This is a genomic window from Geomonas azotofigens (assembly GCF_018919395.1).
Taxonomy (GTDB): domain Bacteria; phylum Desulfobacterota; class Desulfuromonadia; order Geobacterales; family Geobacteraceae; genus Geomonas; species Geomonas azotofigens.
Genome location: NZ_JAHLME010000002.1, coordinates 181456 through 198010 on the forward strand (window position 1 = coordinate 181456; position 16555 = coordinate 198010).

A 16555-nucleotide genomic window follows, 5' to 3' on the forward strand; every position below is an offset into this window, starting at 1 on the left:
TCTAGAACGAGCTGTGCTCGGTCCGGGTGATGATCTCGTTTTGCAGGTCGGCCGACAGGTCGCAGAAGTAATCGCTGTACCCGGCGACGCGCACGATGAGGTCGCGGTATTCCGAGGGGTTCGCCTGCGCCCTTTTCAGGGTTTCCACGTTGACCACGTTGAACTGGACGTGGTGCCCGTCCATCCGGAAGTAGCTCCGCACCAGGCTGGCCACGCCGTCCAGGCCGCTCGCGTCGGAGAGGAGCGTCGGGGAGAACTTCATGTTCAACAGGGTGCCGCCGCTTCTGATATGGTCCATCTTCCCGGCGGAGCGGATCACGGCGGTCGGGCCGCGGCGGTCCGCCCCCTGCACGGGTGAGATCCCCTCGGAGAGCGGGGTGCCGCGCCGGCGCCCGTCCGGGGTGGCACCGGTGACGGAACCGAAGTAGACGTGGCACGTCGTGGGGAGCATCTCGATCCGGTACACGCCGTTCTTGGTGTTGGGCCTGCCGTCCACCTCGTGGAAGAAGGCGTCGAAGACCAGTCGCATCAGGTCGTCGGCGTAATCGTCGTCGTTGCCGTACTTGCGGGTCTTGTTCCAAAGGCGCTGCCGGAGCGGCTCGTCGCCCGCGAAATCCGCGTCCAGTTTCGCCACCAGTTCCGGCAGGGAGAGGGTTTCGCGCTCGAAAACGTGGTCCTTGATGGCGGAGAGCGCGTCGGTGATGCTGCCGATCCCCACCCCCTGGATGAAGCTGTTGTTGTAGCGGGCGCCCCCGGCGTTGTAATCGACGCCCCGGCTGATGCAGTCGTCGGTCAGGACCGACAGGAAGGGAGCCGGCATCTGCGAGGCGTAGATCATCTCGATGAGCCGGTTGCCGCGGATCTTTATGTCCAGGAAGTGGGAGAGCTGGGCGCGGAAGGCCTCGAAGAGCTCACCGAAGCTTTTGAAGCTCTCGGCGCTGCCGGTCTTCGGCCCCAGTTGCACCCCGGTCAGCGGGTCGACGCCGTCGTGCAGGGCGAGCTCCAGCATCTTCACCAGGTTGAAGTAACCGGTCAGGATGTAGGCCTCCTTGCCGAAGGCGCCCACCTCGACGCAGCCGCTGCAGCCGCCGGCGCGGGCGTCCACCAGGCTTTTCCCCTGGCGCAGCTGTTCCTCGACCACCGCGTCGGCGTTGAAGATGGAGGGAAAGCCATAGCCGCTGCGCACCACCTGCAGGGTGTGCTTCAGGAAGGCGTCCGGTGACTTGCGCGACAGCTGCACGTTACTGGAAGGCTGCAGCAGGTGCATCTCGTCGATCACCTCGAGCAGCAGGTGCGACACCTCGTTTGAGCCGTCCGAACCGTCCGGGAGGAGTCCCCCCAGGTTGATGTTGGCGAAGTCGGTGTAGGTGCCGCTCTCCGCCGCCGTGACCCCGACCTTCGGTGGCGAGGGGTGGTTGTTGAACTTGACGAAGAAGCACTCCAAGAGCTCCCGGGCGCCCTCCCTGGTCAGCGTCCCCGTGCCGAGCTCGGCCTGGTAGAACGGGAGCAGGTGCTGGTCCAGATGTCCCGGGCTGAAGGCGTCCCAGCCATTCAGTTCGGTAATGACGGCCAGGTGGCAGAACCAGTAGGACTGCAGCGCCTCCCAGAAATCGCTCGGGGCGTGCGCCGGGACCCAGCGGCAGTTGGCGGCGATCTTCAAAAGCTCCTGCTTGCGGGCGGGATCGGTGCAGGCGGCCGCCATGCTCTCGGCGAGCTTGGCGTGGCGTTCCGCGAAGAGGATGACGGCGTCGCAGGAGATGTCCATGGCGACCAGCTGTTCCCGGCGGGCCCAGGCATCGGCGTCCGTGGCGAAGTCGAGCGCCTCGATCGCCTGCGCGATCTCCTTTTTGAAGTCGAGCAGCCCCTTGCGGTAGATCTTGTCGTCCAGCACGGTGTGCCCCGGGGCGCGCTGTTCCATGAACTCGGTGAAGATGCCGTAGCGGTAGGCCTGGTGCCATTCCTCGGGGAGCGCGTCGAAGATCTTGTCGCGCAGGCTGCGGGTGCCCCAGTACGGGATCACCGTCTCCTGGTAGGCCTTCAGGCAGGCGTCGTCGACCCGGTAGGAGGTCAGCTCGCGCGAGTTGAGGATGCGCAGGTCCTCGACGGAGTGGCAGGTCAGTTCCGGATAGGTCGACACCAGCTTCGGGGCCGGTCCCCTCTCCCCGACCACGAGTTCGCCCTCCCCGATGCAGATGGTCTTCTTCTCGCAGAGGTAGAGGAAGGACTTGGCGCGCATGACCGGCACGGACCAGCGTCCCTCGTTGTCACGGTAAAACTCCGTGAGCAGCAGCGCGCGTTCCGCGGAAATGGCGGGCTCGGCGGCAAGGCTTTCCTGGCGCAGGCGTTTCGTTCTTCCGGTCATCTAGGTTCCCCCTCCTATCTGCGTGTCCAATCCCCGGGTTTTGAAGAGCCGGGCGAAATCTGCCATGGTATCCGGTGCGGGCGTGTGCGTCGCCGCAGCCTCGGCGGACGGCTCCTGTCCCAGGCGGGCGGGTTTCGCGGCCCAGCTGCCGTGGTAGGGGAGCAGCCAGACCTGGCGCACCCCGGCGGCCCGTGCCGCGTGGTCGGCCAGCGCCTCCATTTCCCGGAGAGAGTCGTTGAAGCCCGGGATCACCGGGATCCGGATCCAGATGTTGTGGTGCACCCGTCCCAGTTGAGCCAGGTTGTCGAGGATGCGGCCGTTGCCGAGGCCAGTTCCCTTCAAGTGCAGCGCGTCGTCGGCGCACTTGAGGTCGAAGAGGAAGAGGTCCACCAGCGGGGCGATGTCGATGAGCGTCTCGGGCGGGCAGAGCGCCGCCGTATCGACGGCGGTATGGATGTCGTGGCCGCGGCAGGCGCTGAGGAGGGATTTCAGGAAGGCAGGCTGGCAGAGCGGTTCCCCCCCCGAGAAGGTGACCCCGCCTCGTGAATCCTCGAAGAACATGCGGTCCTTGAGGATGGTTTGCAGCACCTCGTCGACCGTCGTTTGTGAGCCGAGCAGTTCGCGAGCCCCGGTGGGGCAGGCCTCGGTGCAATCCCCGCAGGCCCGGCAGGCCTCGCGCGGTTGCAGCCCCTCGTGGCAGGCCAGCAGGCAAGCGTCGCAGGAGATGCAGCGGTTTTGGGACCAGGCCGTTTGAGGGGAAAAGCTTTGGCTTTCCGGGTTATGGCACCACCAGCAGCGCGCCGGGCACCCCTTGAGGAACACCGTCGTGCGGATGCCCGGTCCGTCGTGCAGCGAGTAGCGTTGCACGTTAAAAATGATGCCGCTCTTCATAATCCCATCATTCCCATGCTTCCCATCATTCCCATAGTGCCACCGCTGCCAGCTACACCACCCTAATCATGAATTCCGGGCACGCCGCCCCGCAGTACCCGCACAGGATGCAGGTCTCGTCGTCCACCTTCGCCTTCCCCTCCACCATGGCCAGGGCGTTGTTGGTGCAGGCCGGCACGCAGGCGCCGCACCCCTTGCAGAAGGCCTCCATGATGGTGAGCTTGCGGCGCCTCCCTTCCAGCGTGTTCCAAAGCGTATCGTCGGCGCGCCCCTCCTGGAAGAGCGCCAGGTTGCCGTCGACCTCGGCCTCCGACAGCATCCCCAGGGCGATGCCGTGCACCCCGGCGAGCCCCAGCACGAAGCGCAGGCTCTCGCGGGCGGTGGAAATGAGGTTCCCCCCGGCCAGCGCCTTCATGGCGTAGACCCCCTTCCCCGCCGCGGCGCAGGCCGCGATGGCAGCGGCCATCTCCTCTTGCGTCCCGTCGATGATCCCCATGCCGGTACGGTTGATGAGGGGATGCACCACCTCGATCTCCGGGTGCAGCACCGACTTCTCCATGGCGCTCACGAAGTGCGAGGAGAGTCCCACGTGGGCGATCTTCCCCTCCTCCTTCATCCTGATGAGCGTCTCGATCACCTCGGGGCGCTCGACGAACGGGTCCGCGACCCTGGCGCCGTGCAGGTGCACGATGTCCAGCCGCTCCACCCCCAGCTCGGTGAGCGCCCGCTCCACGTGGCCGCGCGCCGCCTGCGCCGTGTTGGCGTGCGTCTTGGAGGCGATGAGGCACTCGCCGGTGAAGCCCGTGAGCGCCGCGCGGATGTGCGGGTAGGTCTGGTACAGTTCGGCGGTGTCCAGGAGGTTCACGCCCCGTTCCAGGGCGTAGCGGATCAGGCGTCCCCCCTCTTCGGGAGAAAGCGAAGCCTGCAGGGGGCCAAGCGGAAGGGTGCCGAAAACGAGGGGATTGATGCTGAGACCGGTACTACCGAGACTGACTTTCTTCATGTGGTTCCTGTTCCGGGGTTAGTAATGGGGCGGCGGCTCTTCTTCGGAGGGAAGCCTGTTTTCGGAAGCGCTCATGCCGCGCAGGTGTTCCTTGATGATCTTCAATTCCTTGGTGAGCTGGTCGATGAGGGCCTGGTGTCCCGTGACCACCTCGTTCAGTTGGTCGATGATGTGACCCTGGTGCATGATCAGCATCTCCATGTCAGTCAGACGCTGTTCCATAGTGCGCTCCTTGTTGTGCCTGGTTGTGAAGCAGGCAAAAGTTTAACCCGATTCAGTGTTATAGCCAAGATAAAAAACTTCAAAAACCGGACGGATTCTGATAATTTCGCTGACTGTTCCGGGCACGTGAAGTGTGGGGCAATGGAGGTAGCGATGCAGGAAACACCGAAGTCGAGCAGCGAGCGTCACATCGAGTCGATCATGCAGCATCTGGAGCCGGGGAGCGACCGGTACGAGGTGTTGGACAAGGCGAAGCGGTTCAAGTCCTCGTGGGTGGAGTTGGGCGAGAAGCTGTTGGACGTCAGCAAGAGGGGTCGTTTTCGTGAGTGGGGTTACGGGACCTTTGAAGAGTACTGTGTGCAGGAGATACGCATCAAGCGGGGCACCGCCGAGAAGTTGACCATGGCCTACCGGTTCATGGAGAAGGAAGAGCCGCAGTTATTGGATCGGCGCGAGGAGTTGCGTCCTCTTCCCGATTTCAGGTCCATAGATCTGTTGCGTCAGGCCAAGGAGGAAAAGGGTTTTTCCGCCGAAGAGTATGGCGATTTGAGGAAAAGGGTGGTGGAGGATGACAAGAGTCATCCGACCGTGTTGAAGAAGTTCAAGGAAGTGGCCGCGTTGCGTGAAGAGCCCAACCCCGTGGTCCCCTTGAAGGCCGCCGTTTCGGCCGCGAAGCGGTTGGACAACGCGTTGCGTCTTTTGGAGAGTGTGCCGCAGGAGTATGTGCGGCAAGTAGGAGAGTTGTTAGGTCATTTGGAGCAGGAGTTGAATGCCCGCGACCTGGGAGCCGAGACCGAAGCCGGCAACCTCCGCGAGATTTAGCAGAAAAGCTGTCCCCGGCGGCAGCCGCACAGCTGTTTTTCCGCCGGTTTTATGAGTTCCCCGTCCACTTTTGTCCACTGGGTCCACCGGGTCCACGTCGTCCACCTGCGGCTGCCACGACCGGTTCTAGTGACGGCTGCGCCGGGTCCAGTCCACCTGCGGCTGCCACGACCGGTCCTAGTGACGGCTGCGCCGGTCCAGTCCACCTGCGGCTGCCACGACCGGTCCTAGTGACGGCTGCGCCGGTCCAGTCCACCTGCGGTTGCCACGACCGGTCCTAATGGCGGCTGCGCCGCCCCGTCCACCCGCCGTTGCCGCCCCCGCCCCCGAGCATTACCGGTAGCTATCCCAAAACAGCTTCGCCGTCACCGCCAGCACCGAGCAGATGAACACCGGCCTGACGAACCGGGTCCCCTTGTGGATGACCAGCCTGGCGCCGACGCGTGCGCCAAACGCCTGCCCCGCCCCCATCAAGAGCCCCGCCCCGAACAGCACGTGCCCCCCGGCCACGAAGACCACCAGCGAGACGATGTTGCTCACGAAGTTGAAGAGCTTGGTGTACCCGGTCCCCTTGCGCATGTCGAAGCCGAGCCCGAGCATGATGGCGATCACCCAGAAGGAGCCGGTTCCCGGACCGAGGAAGCCGTCGTAGAAGCCGAGCCCGAGCCCCGCCACCGCGTAGAAGAGCCTGCGCGGCAGACGCGGATGCACCTCCTCGGCGCCGAGTTTCGGGGTGAATACGGTGTAGCAGAGAATGGCGAGCAGCAGAAACGGGATGCACTTCTTCAGAAAGCCCGGGTCGATCTGCTGCACCGTGTAGGAGCCGAGGATGGCGCCGACGGTGGTCCAGATGACACCGGGGAGCGCGTCGCGCAGGTTGACCGTGCCGGCCTTGACGAAGTGCGCCATGGCGCTGCACGACCCGAAACTGGCCTGGAGCTTGTTGGTGCCCAGCGCCGCCTGGGGCGGCAGCCCGAGGCCGAGCAGGACCGGGATAGTGATGAGGCCGCCACCGCCGGCGATGGCGTCGATGCAACCGGCAACTGCGCCGGTAAGGAACAGGACGGGAAAAAGAACCGGTGAAATCTCCATAAACTAACTGCCACTCCCCTGCCTGCTGTTGTCGTTGCGTTTGCGGTACGCCGTGTAACTTTGTCGTGCTATGGATACTGCCAATGGAATCTCCTTCAATGCTATGGTCGGGTCGGCTACCGCCCGCGCCACGTGATACATGTGCCGCCAGGGTATGGGGGCTTCCCCTCCTGCCGCCTTGAGCCAGAGCGCTTCCAGCACCAGCCGCTCCAGGAGGACCGGACGCTGCTGTTCCAGGACCTGGTCGCACACCCGCTCCAGGGCCAGCGCGCCCCTGACCGCCCCGTTGCCGCCGCAGGCGGCCTCGATGACGCGCTCCACCGCGCTCCCCTCCACCTTCCAGCTTCCGAACAGGGCGCGGTAACGGTGCCACTGGCCCGATTCCTCCATGGCCAGGAGCTCGGGGCTCGGCTCGTCCGGGGACGTCCCTTCGCCCGCCAACTCCTCGCCCAACTGCCGTAACAGCTCCTCCGGCTCGGGGCGGCACCCCTTCCAGTGGTCGCGCCCGAGCAGCTCGGCTGCCCGTACCAGCCAGTGCCCGGGGACCCTCCCCGCCTCGGTCTCCGCCGCGATGGCCATCCCCAGGCGCAGGTCGAGGTACTCCCCGGTGGAGTGCAGGCAGCAGCGCTGGCTGCGGGCGTCCCGGATGAAGTCCTCGCGGTCCCTGCGGGTCTCCAGCCGGATCACGGTGCAGTCCACGATCCCGCGTCCCTGCCGCAGCGCGAAGGTGCAGCCGGCATAGGCGGCCTGGTCGGCGACGATGACGTGGAAGACCTGCCCCCCCGAGCCGTCCAGGCAGCTGGCGTACACGATCTCCTCGCTGGCGGGCTCCAGGTGGGCGCACGGGACGCGGGCCCTGCGGGCGTTGTTGATGGTCTGGTCCACGATGCCGCGGGTCGGCTCGGGAAACCAGTTGCGCGCCATGATCAGGCGGCGCAGCGTGTCCGGCGTCAGCGTCGCCCCCGCCACCGAGACCAGCATGCGCGCCACCTCGCGGGAAAGCTCCGGGTCGGCGTTGAAGATGAGCAGCGCGGCGATCTCGCGCGGAAACGGTGCGTCGGCGGTCAAAAGTTCCCAGGTCAGCCCCGGGCGCAGTTCCGGGTCGCTCACCGCGAACAGTTCCAGCATCTCCTGGGCGCCGGCGAACGGGCAGGACACCCCGGCCGAGGCGAAATGCCTCAGCACGCCGGCGAGGAACTCCTCCCCCGAGGCGGCCCTCAGGTCGACGCGCGGCACCGCCTCCCCCTCCCCCGGCGCGCAGATCGCCCGCAACTCCGGGATCAGGTTCAAGCGCCCGCGAGCCAGGATGTCGGTCACCATGAGACGCAGCTCCATGCTGCTTCGTTCCCGGTACACGCGCAGCGCGAGGGCGCTTTGCAGCCTTTGCATCTGCTGCCGCGCTCCCGCGCGCCCCCCGGCCGTCTCCACCTGGTAGAACTCCAGGGCGAGGGTGAGGATCCTGAGCGCGGCCGAGAGGCGGTCGTGGTCGACCGGCTCCGCACGCCCAAGCGCCGCGAGCAGCGCCGCCAGTTCCTCGACGGCCAGCGGATCGGCCAGCAGGTGGCGGTGCAGTTCGTCCTGCAGGCTCAATAGGATGGAGATTGGGGCGCTCACCCCGGCCCGCGCGTAGAGATCCACGAGGCGCGCCATCCCGGAAGGCTCGACCGTTGCGGTGCGAGGAGGGCGCGGGCAGCAGGAAGCGGCGCCGTGCCGGACCGATTCGTTCAGCATGGCTTCCAGGTCGGGAGCGGGCATGGCGCGGTAAAAGAGGTCGCCGGGAAGCGGAAAGGCCCTGCCGTGATAGGGGGTGCCGTCGATCAGTTCACGCACCTCGCCGTAGCGCCGGTACATCTGCGCCACCCAGTCCGGGCGGGAGTTCAGGGTGTGCACGCAGAAATCGAGGAGTTCGGGGGCGTAGGGGACCTGGTAGCCGGAGCCGTCCAGGTAGGGGCCGGAAAAGGGACCGTCGCCGTCAAAGCCCAGACAGATCATCGCCTTTTGCCGCTGCTTCTGGTCCAGCACCAGGAAGGTGACCCGGCGGCAGTCGCAGCCGGGGCTGGTGCAGTAGCACTCGATGAAGGCGTAGCTCCCCTTGGGGATCCGTCCGCTCTGCGAGAGCAGTTCCAGGGTCATGGTGGCCCCGGCCGCATCGGGAAAGATCTGGTGGTACGGCTTCATGCCCGCTCCTCGTGAAAAAGGCCGCTCCCGCCGGTACGGGGACCGGTCGGTAGCGGCCGCTGAAAGAAGGCCGTTCGTCCCTTCCGCGGCGCCGGTTCAGCGCCTCTTGCGCTTCCCCTTCCCCTCGGCGGCGAAAATCGCCTCCACGGCGGCCTGCAGGTCGTCGTAGGCGCGGACCCCGGCGGGGAGCCTCGCGGCGTCGGCCGCGCCGTAGCCGGTGCGCACCATGAGCGAGACGCAGCCGGCGTTGATGCCCGCCTCGATGTCGCCCAGCTTGTCGCCGATCATGTAGGAGCGGGACAGGTCGATGTCCAGGTCCTCCGCCGCCTGCTCCAGCATCCCCGGCTGGGGCTTGCGGCAGGTGCACTCCACACGGTAGTCGCCGACGCCGTGCTCGGGGTGGTGCGGACAGAAGTAGCAGGCGTCGATGGTGATGCCGAAATCGCCCAGCTCCTCGTGCATGCGGTCGTGGATCGCCTGCAGCGCCGCCTCGTCGTAGAGGCCGCGGCCGATGCCGGACTGGTTGGTCACCACCACCAGGAGAAAACCGGCGTCTTTCAACCGCTGCAGGGCGTAGGGGACCCCGGGGATGAGCCGGAACTCCTCGACCCTGCACAGGTACTGCACTTCTTCGTTGATGGTTCCGTCCCTGTCGAGGAAAACCGCGCGCCGCTTGCCCATGATACCCCTGGCCTTTCCCGCTGCCCTAGTCCCGCCGCACCGTCATGAGAAAAGTTCCCGCTCCACCAGGTCGCACAGGATGTGGATCATGGTGATGTGCCCCTCCTGGATCCTGGGCGTATCGTGGCTCGGCACCACGAGGGAGAGCTCCGCGACGTTCCTGATGCTCCCGCCGTCCCTGCCCAGAAGGGCCAGGGTGCGGCAGCCGATCCTCTGCCCCGCCTCCAGCGCCAGCTGCACGTTGGCCGAGTTGCCGCTGGTGGAGATCCCGACCAGCACGTCGCCGGGATTGGCGTGCGCCTCGACCTGGCGGGAGAAGATCCGGTCGAAACCGTAGTCGTTGCCCACCGCGGTCAGTATCGAGGTGTCGGTGCTGAGCGCCAGCGCCGGGAGCGCGCGCCGCTCGAGCTTGAAGCGCCCCACGATCTCGGCCGCGAAATGCTGCGCGTCCGCCGCGGAGCCGCCGTTACCGAAGACCAGCAGCTTCCTGCCGTCGCGAAGCGCCGTGGCCAAAAGCGAAACGGCGCTCTCCAGGGACGGACAGAGGTCCCTTTCGAGCGCCGCTATGACCTGGGCGTGGGCCTGGAGCTGCGCCTTGATCTCTTCTTTCATCAACCCTCCGCGTGCCGCGGGGACGCCACGGCCATACTTAGTGAGCGCGCCCCTGGATGCGCTCGGCGAGCTCGGAGAACGAGAGGTAGCGCTCGCTCCAGGGGAAGGGAAGCCCGTCCACCGCCGTGACCGGCAGGGTACCGGGATGCTGGGCGATCAGCTTCTCGTAGAGGCGGCGCTTCATGCCGTCCCAGGAGAGGCGGGGCAGCGGCACCAGCTTCACGTTCTCGTGCAGGCAGCTAAGGCCCGACTGCCGGGCCGCCTGGCTCAGCGCGTGGGGGAGCAGCACGGTGTAGCTGTCGCCGTGACGAGCCCCCTGGACCAGCCATTCCAGTTTCTGGCGCAGGAGGTCCAGTTCGACCCCCTTGGGGACATGCAGGAGGTAACTCCCCCCCTCGCCCCAGCGGTCGCGGAACGCGGTCATGCTCCGCTGCAGGGTCTCCCGGCGCCTCAGTTCCGATCCCAGCGGCACCTCCTCCTGGTGGCTCACCGCCGGCCCCGGCACCAGCCAGGTGAAGTACCCCTTGGCGCAGGCGCGCCGGGTGAAGTCCTTGAGGCACCAGGCCCCGCCGTCCAGGTGTTCGTCGAAGCCGCCGGTCTCAAGGTACAGCTCGCGACGGACCACCATGGCGGCGAAGGAGCCGCTGGCGACCTCGCACGGCCCCTCGCACGGCTCGCCCGGGTCGAGGCAGGGAAGCAGGATACCCGCATCCGGGTGCCCCTCGGCGAACTGCAGCAGCGGGTCGAGCCAGCGGGCGGTGACTATGCTGGTGTTGCGCAAAAGGGCCAGAAACGGGGCCGTTGAGCTCTCGAAACCGCGGTTGGCGGCGCGCACGAACCCGATGTTGCTGTCGTCGCGCATCAAAAGCGCGCGCTCGTCCAGCCCGTCCGCGAACTCCTGCAACATCCTCTCGGTGTCGCGATCGGAGCCGTAATCAACGATGATGAGGCGGGCGTTCGGGGTGTGGTTGATCAGGTTGACCAGGCAGTTTCGAGTCTCATCGGGCCGGTTCCAAACGGGTATGATGACGTCTATGACAGCGTCGGTCATGGGAATCCCTCGGACAGAAACGGCGGATGTGAGAACAGGAAACTAGGAGCTTACCGCGACGTTGCGCAGCAGCGCGAGCTCGTCAAGCACCTTCCCGGAGCCGAGCACGACGCAGGAGAGCGGGTCCTCGGCGGTGACGACCGGAAGCCCGGTCTCCTCGCGCAGCAGCACGTCGAGGTTCCGCAACAGGGCGCCGCCGCCGGCCAGCACGATCCCCTTGTCGACCAGGTCGGCCGCCAGTTCGGGCGGGGTCCGCTCCAGGCAGTTGCGCACCGCGTCGACGATGGCGGTGACCGGCTCGGAGAGCGCCTCGCGGATCTCGTTGGAATCGATCTCGGTGGTCTTGGGGATGCCGGACACCAGGTCGCGCCCCTTGACCTCCATGTGCAAAAGCTGGGTGCCCGGGTACGCCTCGCCGATCTCGATCTTGATCAGTTCGGCCATGCGGTCGCCGATCAGCAGGTTGTACTTGCGCTTGATGTACTGGACGATCGCCTCGTCCATCTTGTCGCCCCCCACCCGGACGCTCTTGGTGTAGACGATGCCGGCCAGGGAGATCACGGCGACCTCGGTGGTGCCGCCGCCGATGTCGACGATCATGTTGCCGGATGCCTCGGTGATGGGAAGACCCGCGCCGATCGCGGCCGCCATCGGCTCCTCGATCAGGTACACCTCGCGGGCGCCGGCGGACTCGGCGCTTTCCTTCACCGCGCGTTTCTCCACCTGGGTGATCCCGGAAGGGACGCAGATGACGATCCTGGGACGGACCAGGGTCTTGCGGTTGTGCACCTTATGAATGAAGTAGCGCAGCATCTCCTCGGTGATGTCGAAGTCGGCGATGACCCCGTCCTTCATCGGCCGGATCGCCGTGATGGTGCCGGGGGTGCGACCGAGCATCTTCTTTGCCTCCATCCCTACGGCGAGCACCTTCTGCTGGCCGTTTGGCATCTTCTGGACCGCCACCACGGAAGGCTCGCGCACCACGATCCCTTTCCCCTTGAGGTAGACGAGGGTATTGGCGGTGCCGAGGTCGATGGCGAGGTCGTTAGAAAACATGCCGAAAAGGGCATCGAAAATCTTGAGCATGCATGAACTCCTTTGGTTTAGCGCAATAACCGGGCCCCTGCCCGGCGTCAAAGGAGGAAATATAGCAAATGGTACGCACCCTTGCAACAAAGAAAACCCGTGCCATGACTCACGCCGGACAGGGCGAGCTCAGTATACTGCTTCATTCTACCGTTGCTTTTGCGATTAAAGTATATTATCATTCGCAACTCTTGATTATGAATTAGACTCAATTCTTATGAGCGCAAAGGAGCCGAACCGGAATGCTAGGCGTAATGAGGAAGTACAAGCAGTCCATTGTCATCAAAGTCGTATTCATCGTCATCGTTCTCTCTTTCATAGGGACCATCTTCCTGGTCTGGGGCAAGGGCGGCAGTGACGGGCGGGGTGGCAAGAGCTATGCGGCGACGGTCAACGGCACCAAGATATCCCTGGAGGAATTCCAGAAGAGCTACTACCGCACCCGCGGCCTCTACGAGCAGATCTACGGCCGTACCCTCACCCCTGAGCTCGAGAAGCAGATGGGGATCAAGAAACTGACCATCGACACCCTGATCGACAACGTCCTCATCCTGGACGAGTCCAAGAAGATGGGGATCAAGGTCAAGAAGGACGAGGTCGCCGCCGAGATCGCCAAGGTCCCGGCCTTCCAGAAAAACGGCGCCTTCGACTTCGGTGTCTACCAGCAGACCCTGAAGGCCAACCGCATCACCCCCAAGGACTTCGAGGAGTCCCAGGAGCAGGAGATGGTGCTGCAGAAGACCCGCAACAAGATCAAAGGGTCCGCCACGGTGACCGACGCCGAGGTCAAGGAAGCCTACAAGAAGCAAAACGACAAGGTGAACCTCGCCTACGTCTCCTTCTCCCCCGCCGACGTCAAGGGGAGCATCAAGCTGACCGACCAGGAGCTCACCAGCTACCTGCAGGACCACCAGAACGAGTTCAAGACCCCCGAGCAGGTCTCCGTCGCCTACACCGTGGTCAACCCGGCCCAGGCCGCGGGCAACGTGAGCGTCACCCCGGAAGAGGTGCAGACCTACTACCAGAAGAACATCGACCGCTACCAGGGCAAAGGGGGCATCCTTCCCTTCGCGGAGGTGAAGGACAAGGCCACCGCCGACGCCCAGAAGCAGAAGGCGGCCAAGGAAGCCTACGAGAAGGCCGCCGCCGCGGTCAACAAGTTCAAGACCAGCGGCGACCTCGACGGGGCCGCCGCCTCCCTGGGGGGCAAGGTCGAGAAGACTCCGCTTTTCACCGCCAAGGCGCCGGTGGCGTCGCTTGCCGGCGAGAGCGAGGTGGTCGCGCGCGCCTTCGCCCTGAAGCAGGGTGAACTGGGCGGCCCGGTCGAGACCGCTAAAGGGATCTACCTGATCAAGGTGCTGGACAAAAAGGCTGCCGCCGTGCCGCCGCTGGCCCAGATCAAGGGCGCGGTCGAGGCCAAGGCGGTCGAAGTCAAGGCTGCCGACCTGGCCAAGAAGAAGGCCGAGGAAGCGCTCGGGCAGCTCGCCAAGGGCGGCGCCGCCAAGGAGACCGGCAGCTTCGGCTACGCCCCCACCGGCGCCGTGCCGACCATCGGCACCTCCCCGGAACTGATGGAGGCCGCCTTCACCCTGAACACCCCCAACCAGGCCGCCAAGCAGCCCTTCAAGGTGGGTGACCGCTGGTACGCCGTGGCGCTCAAGTCCCGCACCGAGGCGCCGCTTACCGGCCTTGCCAAGGACTCCGGCACCATCAAGGCCGCCCTGCTCCCCAAGAAGCAGCAGGAGGCCCTGGACAAGTGGGTCAAGGAACTGCGCGCCAAGGCGAAGATCGACATCAACCCGCTGGTGATCCAGGACTAACACCGGCAGCAGGGAAGGAAACACAGCTTACAAGTGCGAGGTGGAGGGTGCAGGTGCACTCTTCACCTTTAACTTTTCACGCTCACGGCGAATAAAAGGAGAATGCACCAATGACAACACCGGTACTCAACACTGACTTCCCCGGCCTCAAACTTGCCGCACGCGGGAAGGTGCGCGACATCTACGACCTCGGAGAGACGCTGCTCATCGTCACCACCGACAGGATCTCCGCCTTCGACGTCATCATGAACGAGGGAATTCCCAACAAGGGGTACGTCCTGACCCAGATCTCCGCCTACTGGTTTCGCCAAATGGAAGACATCATCAAGAACCACATCATCTCCACCGATGTGGCCGATTTCCCCGCTGAGTGCCAGCCCTACGCGGACGTCCTGGCCGGCCGTTCCATGTGGGTGAAGAAGGCCCAGCCGCTGGCCGCCGAGTGCATCGTGCGCGGCTACATCTCCGGCTCCGGCTGGAAGGACTACCAGCAGACCGGCGCCATCTGCGGCATCAAGCTCCCCGAGGGTCTCAAGGAAAGCGACCGCCTGCCCCAGCCGATCTTCACCCCCTCCACCAAGGCCGAGCTCGGCACCCACGACGAGAACATCTCCTTCGAGCAGATGTGCGAGATCTGCGGCAAGGAGATCTCCGAGAAGGTGCGCGAGGTGACGCTGAAGATCTACGAGAAGGCGCGCGACCTGGCCGACCAGAAAGGGATCATCATCGCCGACACCAAGTTCGAGTATGGCATCCACGACGGCGAGCTGATCATCATCGACGAGTGCATGACCCCGGACTCCAGCCGCTTCTGGCCCAAGGAGAGCTACCAGCCGGGCGGCCCGCAGCCCTCCTTCGACAAGCAGTTCCTGCGTGACTACCTGGAGACCCTGGACTGGGGCAAGACCGCTCCGGCGCCGCCCCTTCCGGAAGAGATCGTCAGGAAAACCGGCGAGAAGTACATGGAAGCGCTGGTGAAGCTGACCGGCAAGGGGATTTAAGGCAGGCTAAGACAAAGACTAAGACAAAGAAAGGCCCCGCACCGATCACGATGCGGGGCCTTTTTCTTGCGAACGTTGCCGCTCGCCCGACGCCCTACCCTATCAACTTGGCCAAGCGCGACCGCTCTTTCATAAGCCTTGCCTCGCCATCCTCCAGGGCCTTCAGAAGCCCCTTCTTTGCGCTGTAGGCCATGTCCTTGCCGCGGTCGAGGATCTCGGAGGCTCGCTCGCCGACCGCCTCGGCCATCTCCCCTACCTGCTCGGTGAAATCCTCCACCGCCTCCAGCGCGTCTTCACCTTTGCGGCGCGCCTTCTTGGCGTAGCGGCCGAGCTCCTTGCGGGTTTTCTCGCCGCTTTGCGGCGCGTACATGAGCGCAACCCCCGCCCCGATGATCCCTCCGGCCAGGAGCAGCATCGCCCCAACCATCACCTTGTTATCTCTTTCGGCCATAGCCCCTCCTCCTTCGCCAGCGTTGTTTTTTTTCGGACTGCCTCCCTATACTACCCGATGCCGCCTCTTTGCCAAGCGCGCTTCTCATTATTGCTAGGAAGCACCCGGTTAAGCGTGTATAGTTGTACCGTTATAGAACACCCAGTGACAGACCCGCGAGGAGCACCATGGATCAGAAATACGATGTACTTATCGTCGGCGGAGGCCCCGGTGGCGTGGCCGCCGCTTACTTGTGTCACAAGAACGGCCTGTCCCACCTCCTGATCGAGGGAGGCAAGTCCATTTTCCAGGGCATTGCCAACACCTATCCGGAAGGGAAGAACGTCTATCCCTCCAAGCCCAAGGAGAACCCGGAGCCCTTCCTGGTCGAGGAACTGCGTCCGCCCGACAAACCGGTCACCGTGGAGAAATACATCCAGTACGTGCAGCACTTCGTCCAGCACGAGGGGCTCAACGTACTGACCGAAACCCAGTTCGAGAACATCGAGGAGGGGCGCGATTACCTGAAGGTGCACACCTCCCGGGGAACCTTCCAGGCGAAGAAGGTGCTGCTCGCCTTCGGCAGTTCCATCCCCAAGGAATTATCGGTGTACGGTGACGCCAAGATGGTCGCCAAGAGCCTCGACGACCCCAAGAAGTACATCGGGGTGCGCACCCTGGTGATCGGTGGGGGAAATTCCGCCGCCGACGTGATCATCTCCATCCTTAAGGAGAAGAGGAACGCCAACGACAAGGAACCCGTGTACTGGGCGCACGTGGCCGAGACCTTCGACGTCAACAAGGAGACGGCGCAGCGCCTGGGCGAGGAGATCCTCCTGGGGGGCAACATCAGGCTCCTGCCCGGCGCCACCCCGAGGATCGGCGAGGTGGACGACGAGGGCGTGGACCGCCTGGTGATCAGGGTCAGCGAGGACAAGATGGCCGGAGGGATCGAGCGCTACCACGCCATGAGTTTCCCGATGAAGAACGTCATCGCCTGCATCGGCAGCCAGGGCCCCACCTCCATCTACGACAAGATCGGCGTGCAGACCATCGCCTGCGCCGAGGGCGTCTGCCAGGTGGCCAAGGAAGGGGACCGGTTGTTGCTCCTTACCGCCGACTTCGAATCCACCCGGAAGGGGGTCTACGTGATCGGCGGCGCCATCTCCCCCTCGTATATGCGCATCAACCAGGGCGCCATCCAGGAGGAGCGGCACCCGAACCTGATCTACACCGCCGTCAACGACGCCCACCACGTCGTCGAGGCGATTATGAAGAAGATAAAGAAATAAGGTGTACCAAGG

At 64.7% G+C, this 16555-nt stretch carries 15 protein-coding genes; 4 read left to right on the forward strand and 11 right to left on the reverse strand.

All coding sequences use genetic code 11. The annotated features are described in order from the left end of the window. Position 1 precedes the first annotated feature (1 nt). Genes hypD through KOL99_RS05855 form a run of 4 tightly spaced genes read right to left on the reverse strand, consistent with a single transcriptional unit; the run spans position 2 to position 4478 of the window. On the reverse strand, positions 2-2362 hold the full coding sequence (gene hypD, locus KOL99_RS05840; protein WP_216509545.1) for a trans-4-hydroxy-L-proline dehydratase: 2361 nt from the start codon (positions 2360-2362) through the stop codon (positions 2-4). Beyond that, entirely contained in the window at positions 2363-3253 is an 891-nt protein-coding gene (locus KOL99_RS05845) for a glycyl-radical enzyme activating protein (protein ID WP_216509546.1), read from the reverse strand. 52 nt (positions 3254-3305) lie between these two features. Next, entirely contained in the window at positions 3306-4256 is a 951-nt protein-coding gene (locus KOL99_RS05850; protein WP_216509547.1) for an aldo/keto reductase, read from the reverse strand. A gap of 18 nt (positions 4257-4274) precedes the next feature. Next, the gene (locus KOL99_RS05855; protein WP_216509548.1) at positions 4275-4478 is read right to left on the reverse strand and encodes a SlyX family protein; all 204 of its coding nucleotides are present in this window, start codon (positions 4476-4478) and stop codon (positions 4275-4277) included. 153 nt (positions 4479-4631) lie between these two features. On the opposite strand from KOL99_RS05855, the gene KOL99_RS05860 reads away from it, so the two are divergent. Beyond that, a complete protein-coding gene (locus KOL99_RS05860; protein ID WP_216509549.1) occupies positions 4632-5300 on the forward strand; it encodes a hypothetical protein in 669 nt (222 codons plus the stop codon). Positions 5301-5633: 333 nt separating this feature from the next. Here the strand turns inward: KOL99_RS05860 and KOL99_RS05865 are convergent, their stop codons facing one another. The 6 genes from KOL99_RS05865 to KOL99_RS05890 form a co-directional block, all read right to left on the reverse strand. Continuing rightward, positions 5634-6392, reverse strand: coding sequence for a TSUP family transporter (locus KOL99_RS05865; protein WP_216509550.1), 759 nt, complete (start codon positions 6390-6392; stop codon positions 5634-5636). Positions 6393-6395: 3 nt separating this feature from the next. After that, positions 6396-8570 (reverse strand): hypothetical protein, encoded by a 2175-nt coding sequence (locus KOL99_RS05870; protein ID WP_216509551.1) that lies wholly within the window; start codon positions 8568-8570, stop codon positions 6396-6398. Between the two features lie 96 nt (positions 8571-8666). Further along, positions 8667-9251: a D-glycero-beta-D-manno-heptose 1,7-bisphosphate 7-phosphatase gene (gmhB, locus tag KOL99_RS05875; protein ID WP_216509552.1), complete on the reverse strand. Its 585-nt coding sequence runs from the start codon at positions 9249-9251 to the stop codon at positions 8667-8669. 42 nt (positions 9252-9293) lie between these two features. Then, positions 9294-9863, reverse strand: coding sequence for a D-sedoheptulose 7-phosphate isomerase (locus tag KOL99_RS05880; RefSeq protein ID WP_216509553.1), 570 nt, complete (start codon positions 9861-9863; stop codon positions 9294-9296). 37 nt (positions 9864-9900) lie between these two features. Beyond that, positions 9901-10914, reverse strand: a complete 1014-nt coding sequence (locus KOL99_RS05885) for a glycosyltransferase family 2 protein (protein WP_216509554.1) — start codon at positions 10912-10914, stop codon at positions 9901-9903. 42 nt (positions 10915-10956) lie between these two features. Next, positions 10957-12000: a rod shape-determining protein gene (locus tag KOL99_RS05890; protein WP_015720676.1), complete on the reverse strand. Its 1044-nt coding sequence runs from the start codon at positions 11998-12000 to the stop codon at positions 10957-10959. Between the two features lie 242 nt (positions 12001-12242). Between KOL99_RS05890 and KOL99_RS05895 the strand changes: the two genes are divergently transcribed. Next, a complete protein-coding gene (locus KOL99_RS05895; RefSeq protein ID WP_216509555.1) occupies positions 12243-13820 on the forward strand; it encodes a peptidylprolyl isomerase in 1578 nt (525 codons plus the stop codon). Between the two features lie 110 nt (positions 13821-13930). Beyond that, positions 13931-14821: a phosphoribosylaminoimidazolesuccinocarboxamide synthase gene (locus KOL99_RS05900; RefSeq protein WP_216509556.1), complete on the forward strand. Its 891-nt coding sequence runs from the start codon at positions 13931-13933 to the stop codon at positions 14819-14821. A gap of 94 nt (positions 14822-14915) precedes the next feature. On the opposite strand, the gene KOL99_RS05905 is transcribed toward KOL99_RS05900, so the two are convergent. Next, complete coding sequence (locus KOL99_RS05905; protein ID WP_216509557.1) at positions 14916-15272, reverse strand: YtxH domain-containing protein; 357 nt, start codon at positions 15270-15272, stop codon at positions 14916-14918. 167 nt (positions 15273-15439) lie between these two features. Here KOL99_RS05905 and KOL99_RS05910 point away from each other — a divergent pair, with 167 nt between their 5' ends. After that, positions 15440-16543: an NAD(P)-binding domain-containing protein gene (locus KOL99_RS05910; RefSeq protein ID WP_216509558.1), complete on the forward strand. Its 1104-nt coding sequence runs from the start codon at positions 15440-15442 to the stop codon at positions 16541-16543. Positions 16544-16555 lie beyond the last annotated feature (12 nt).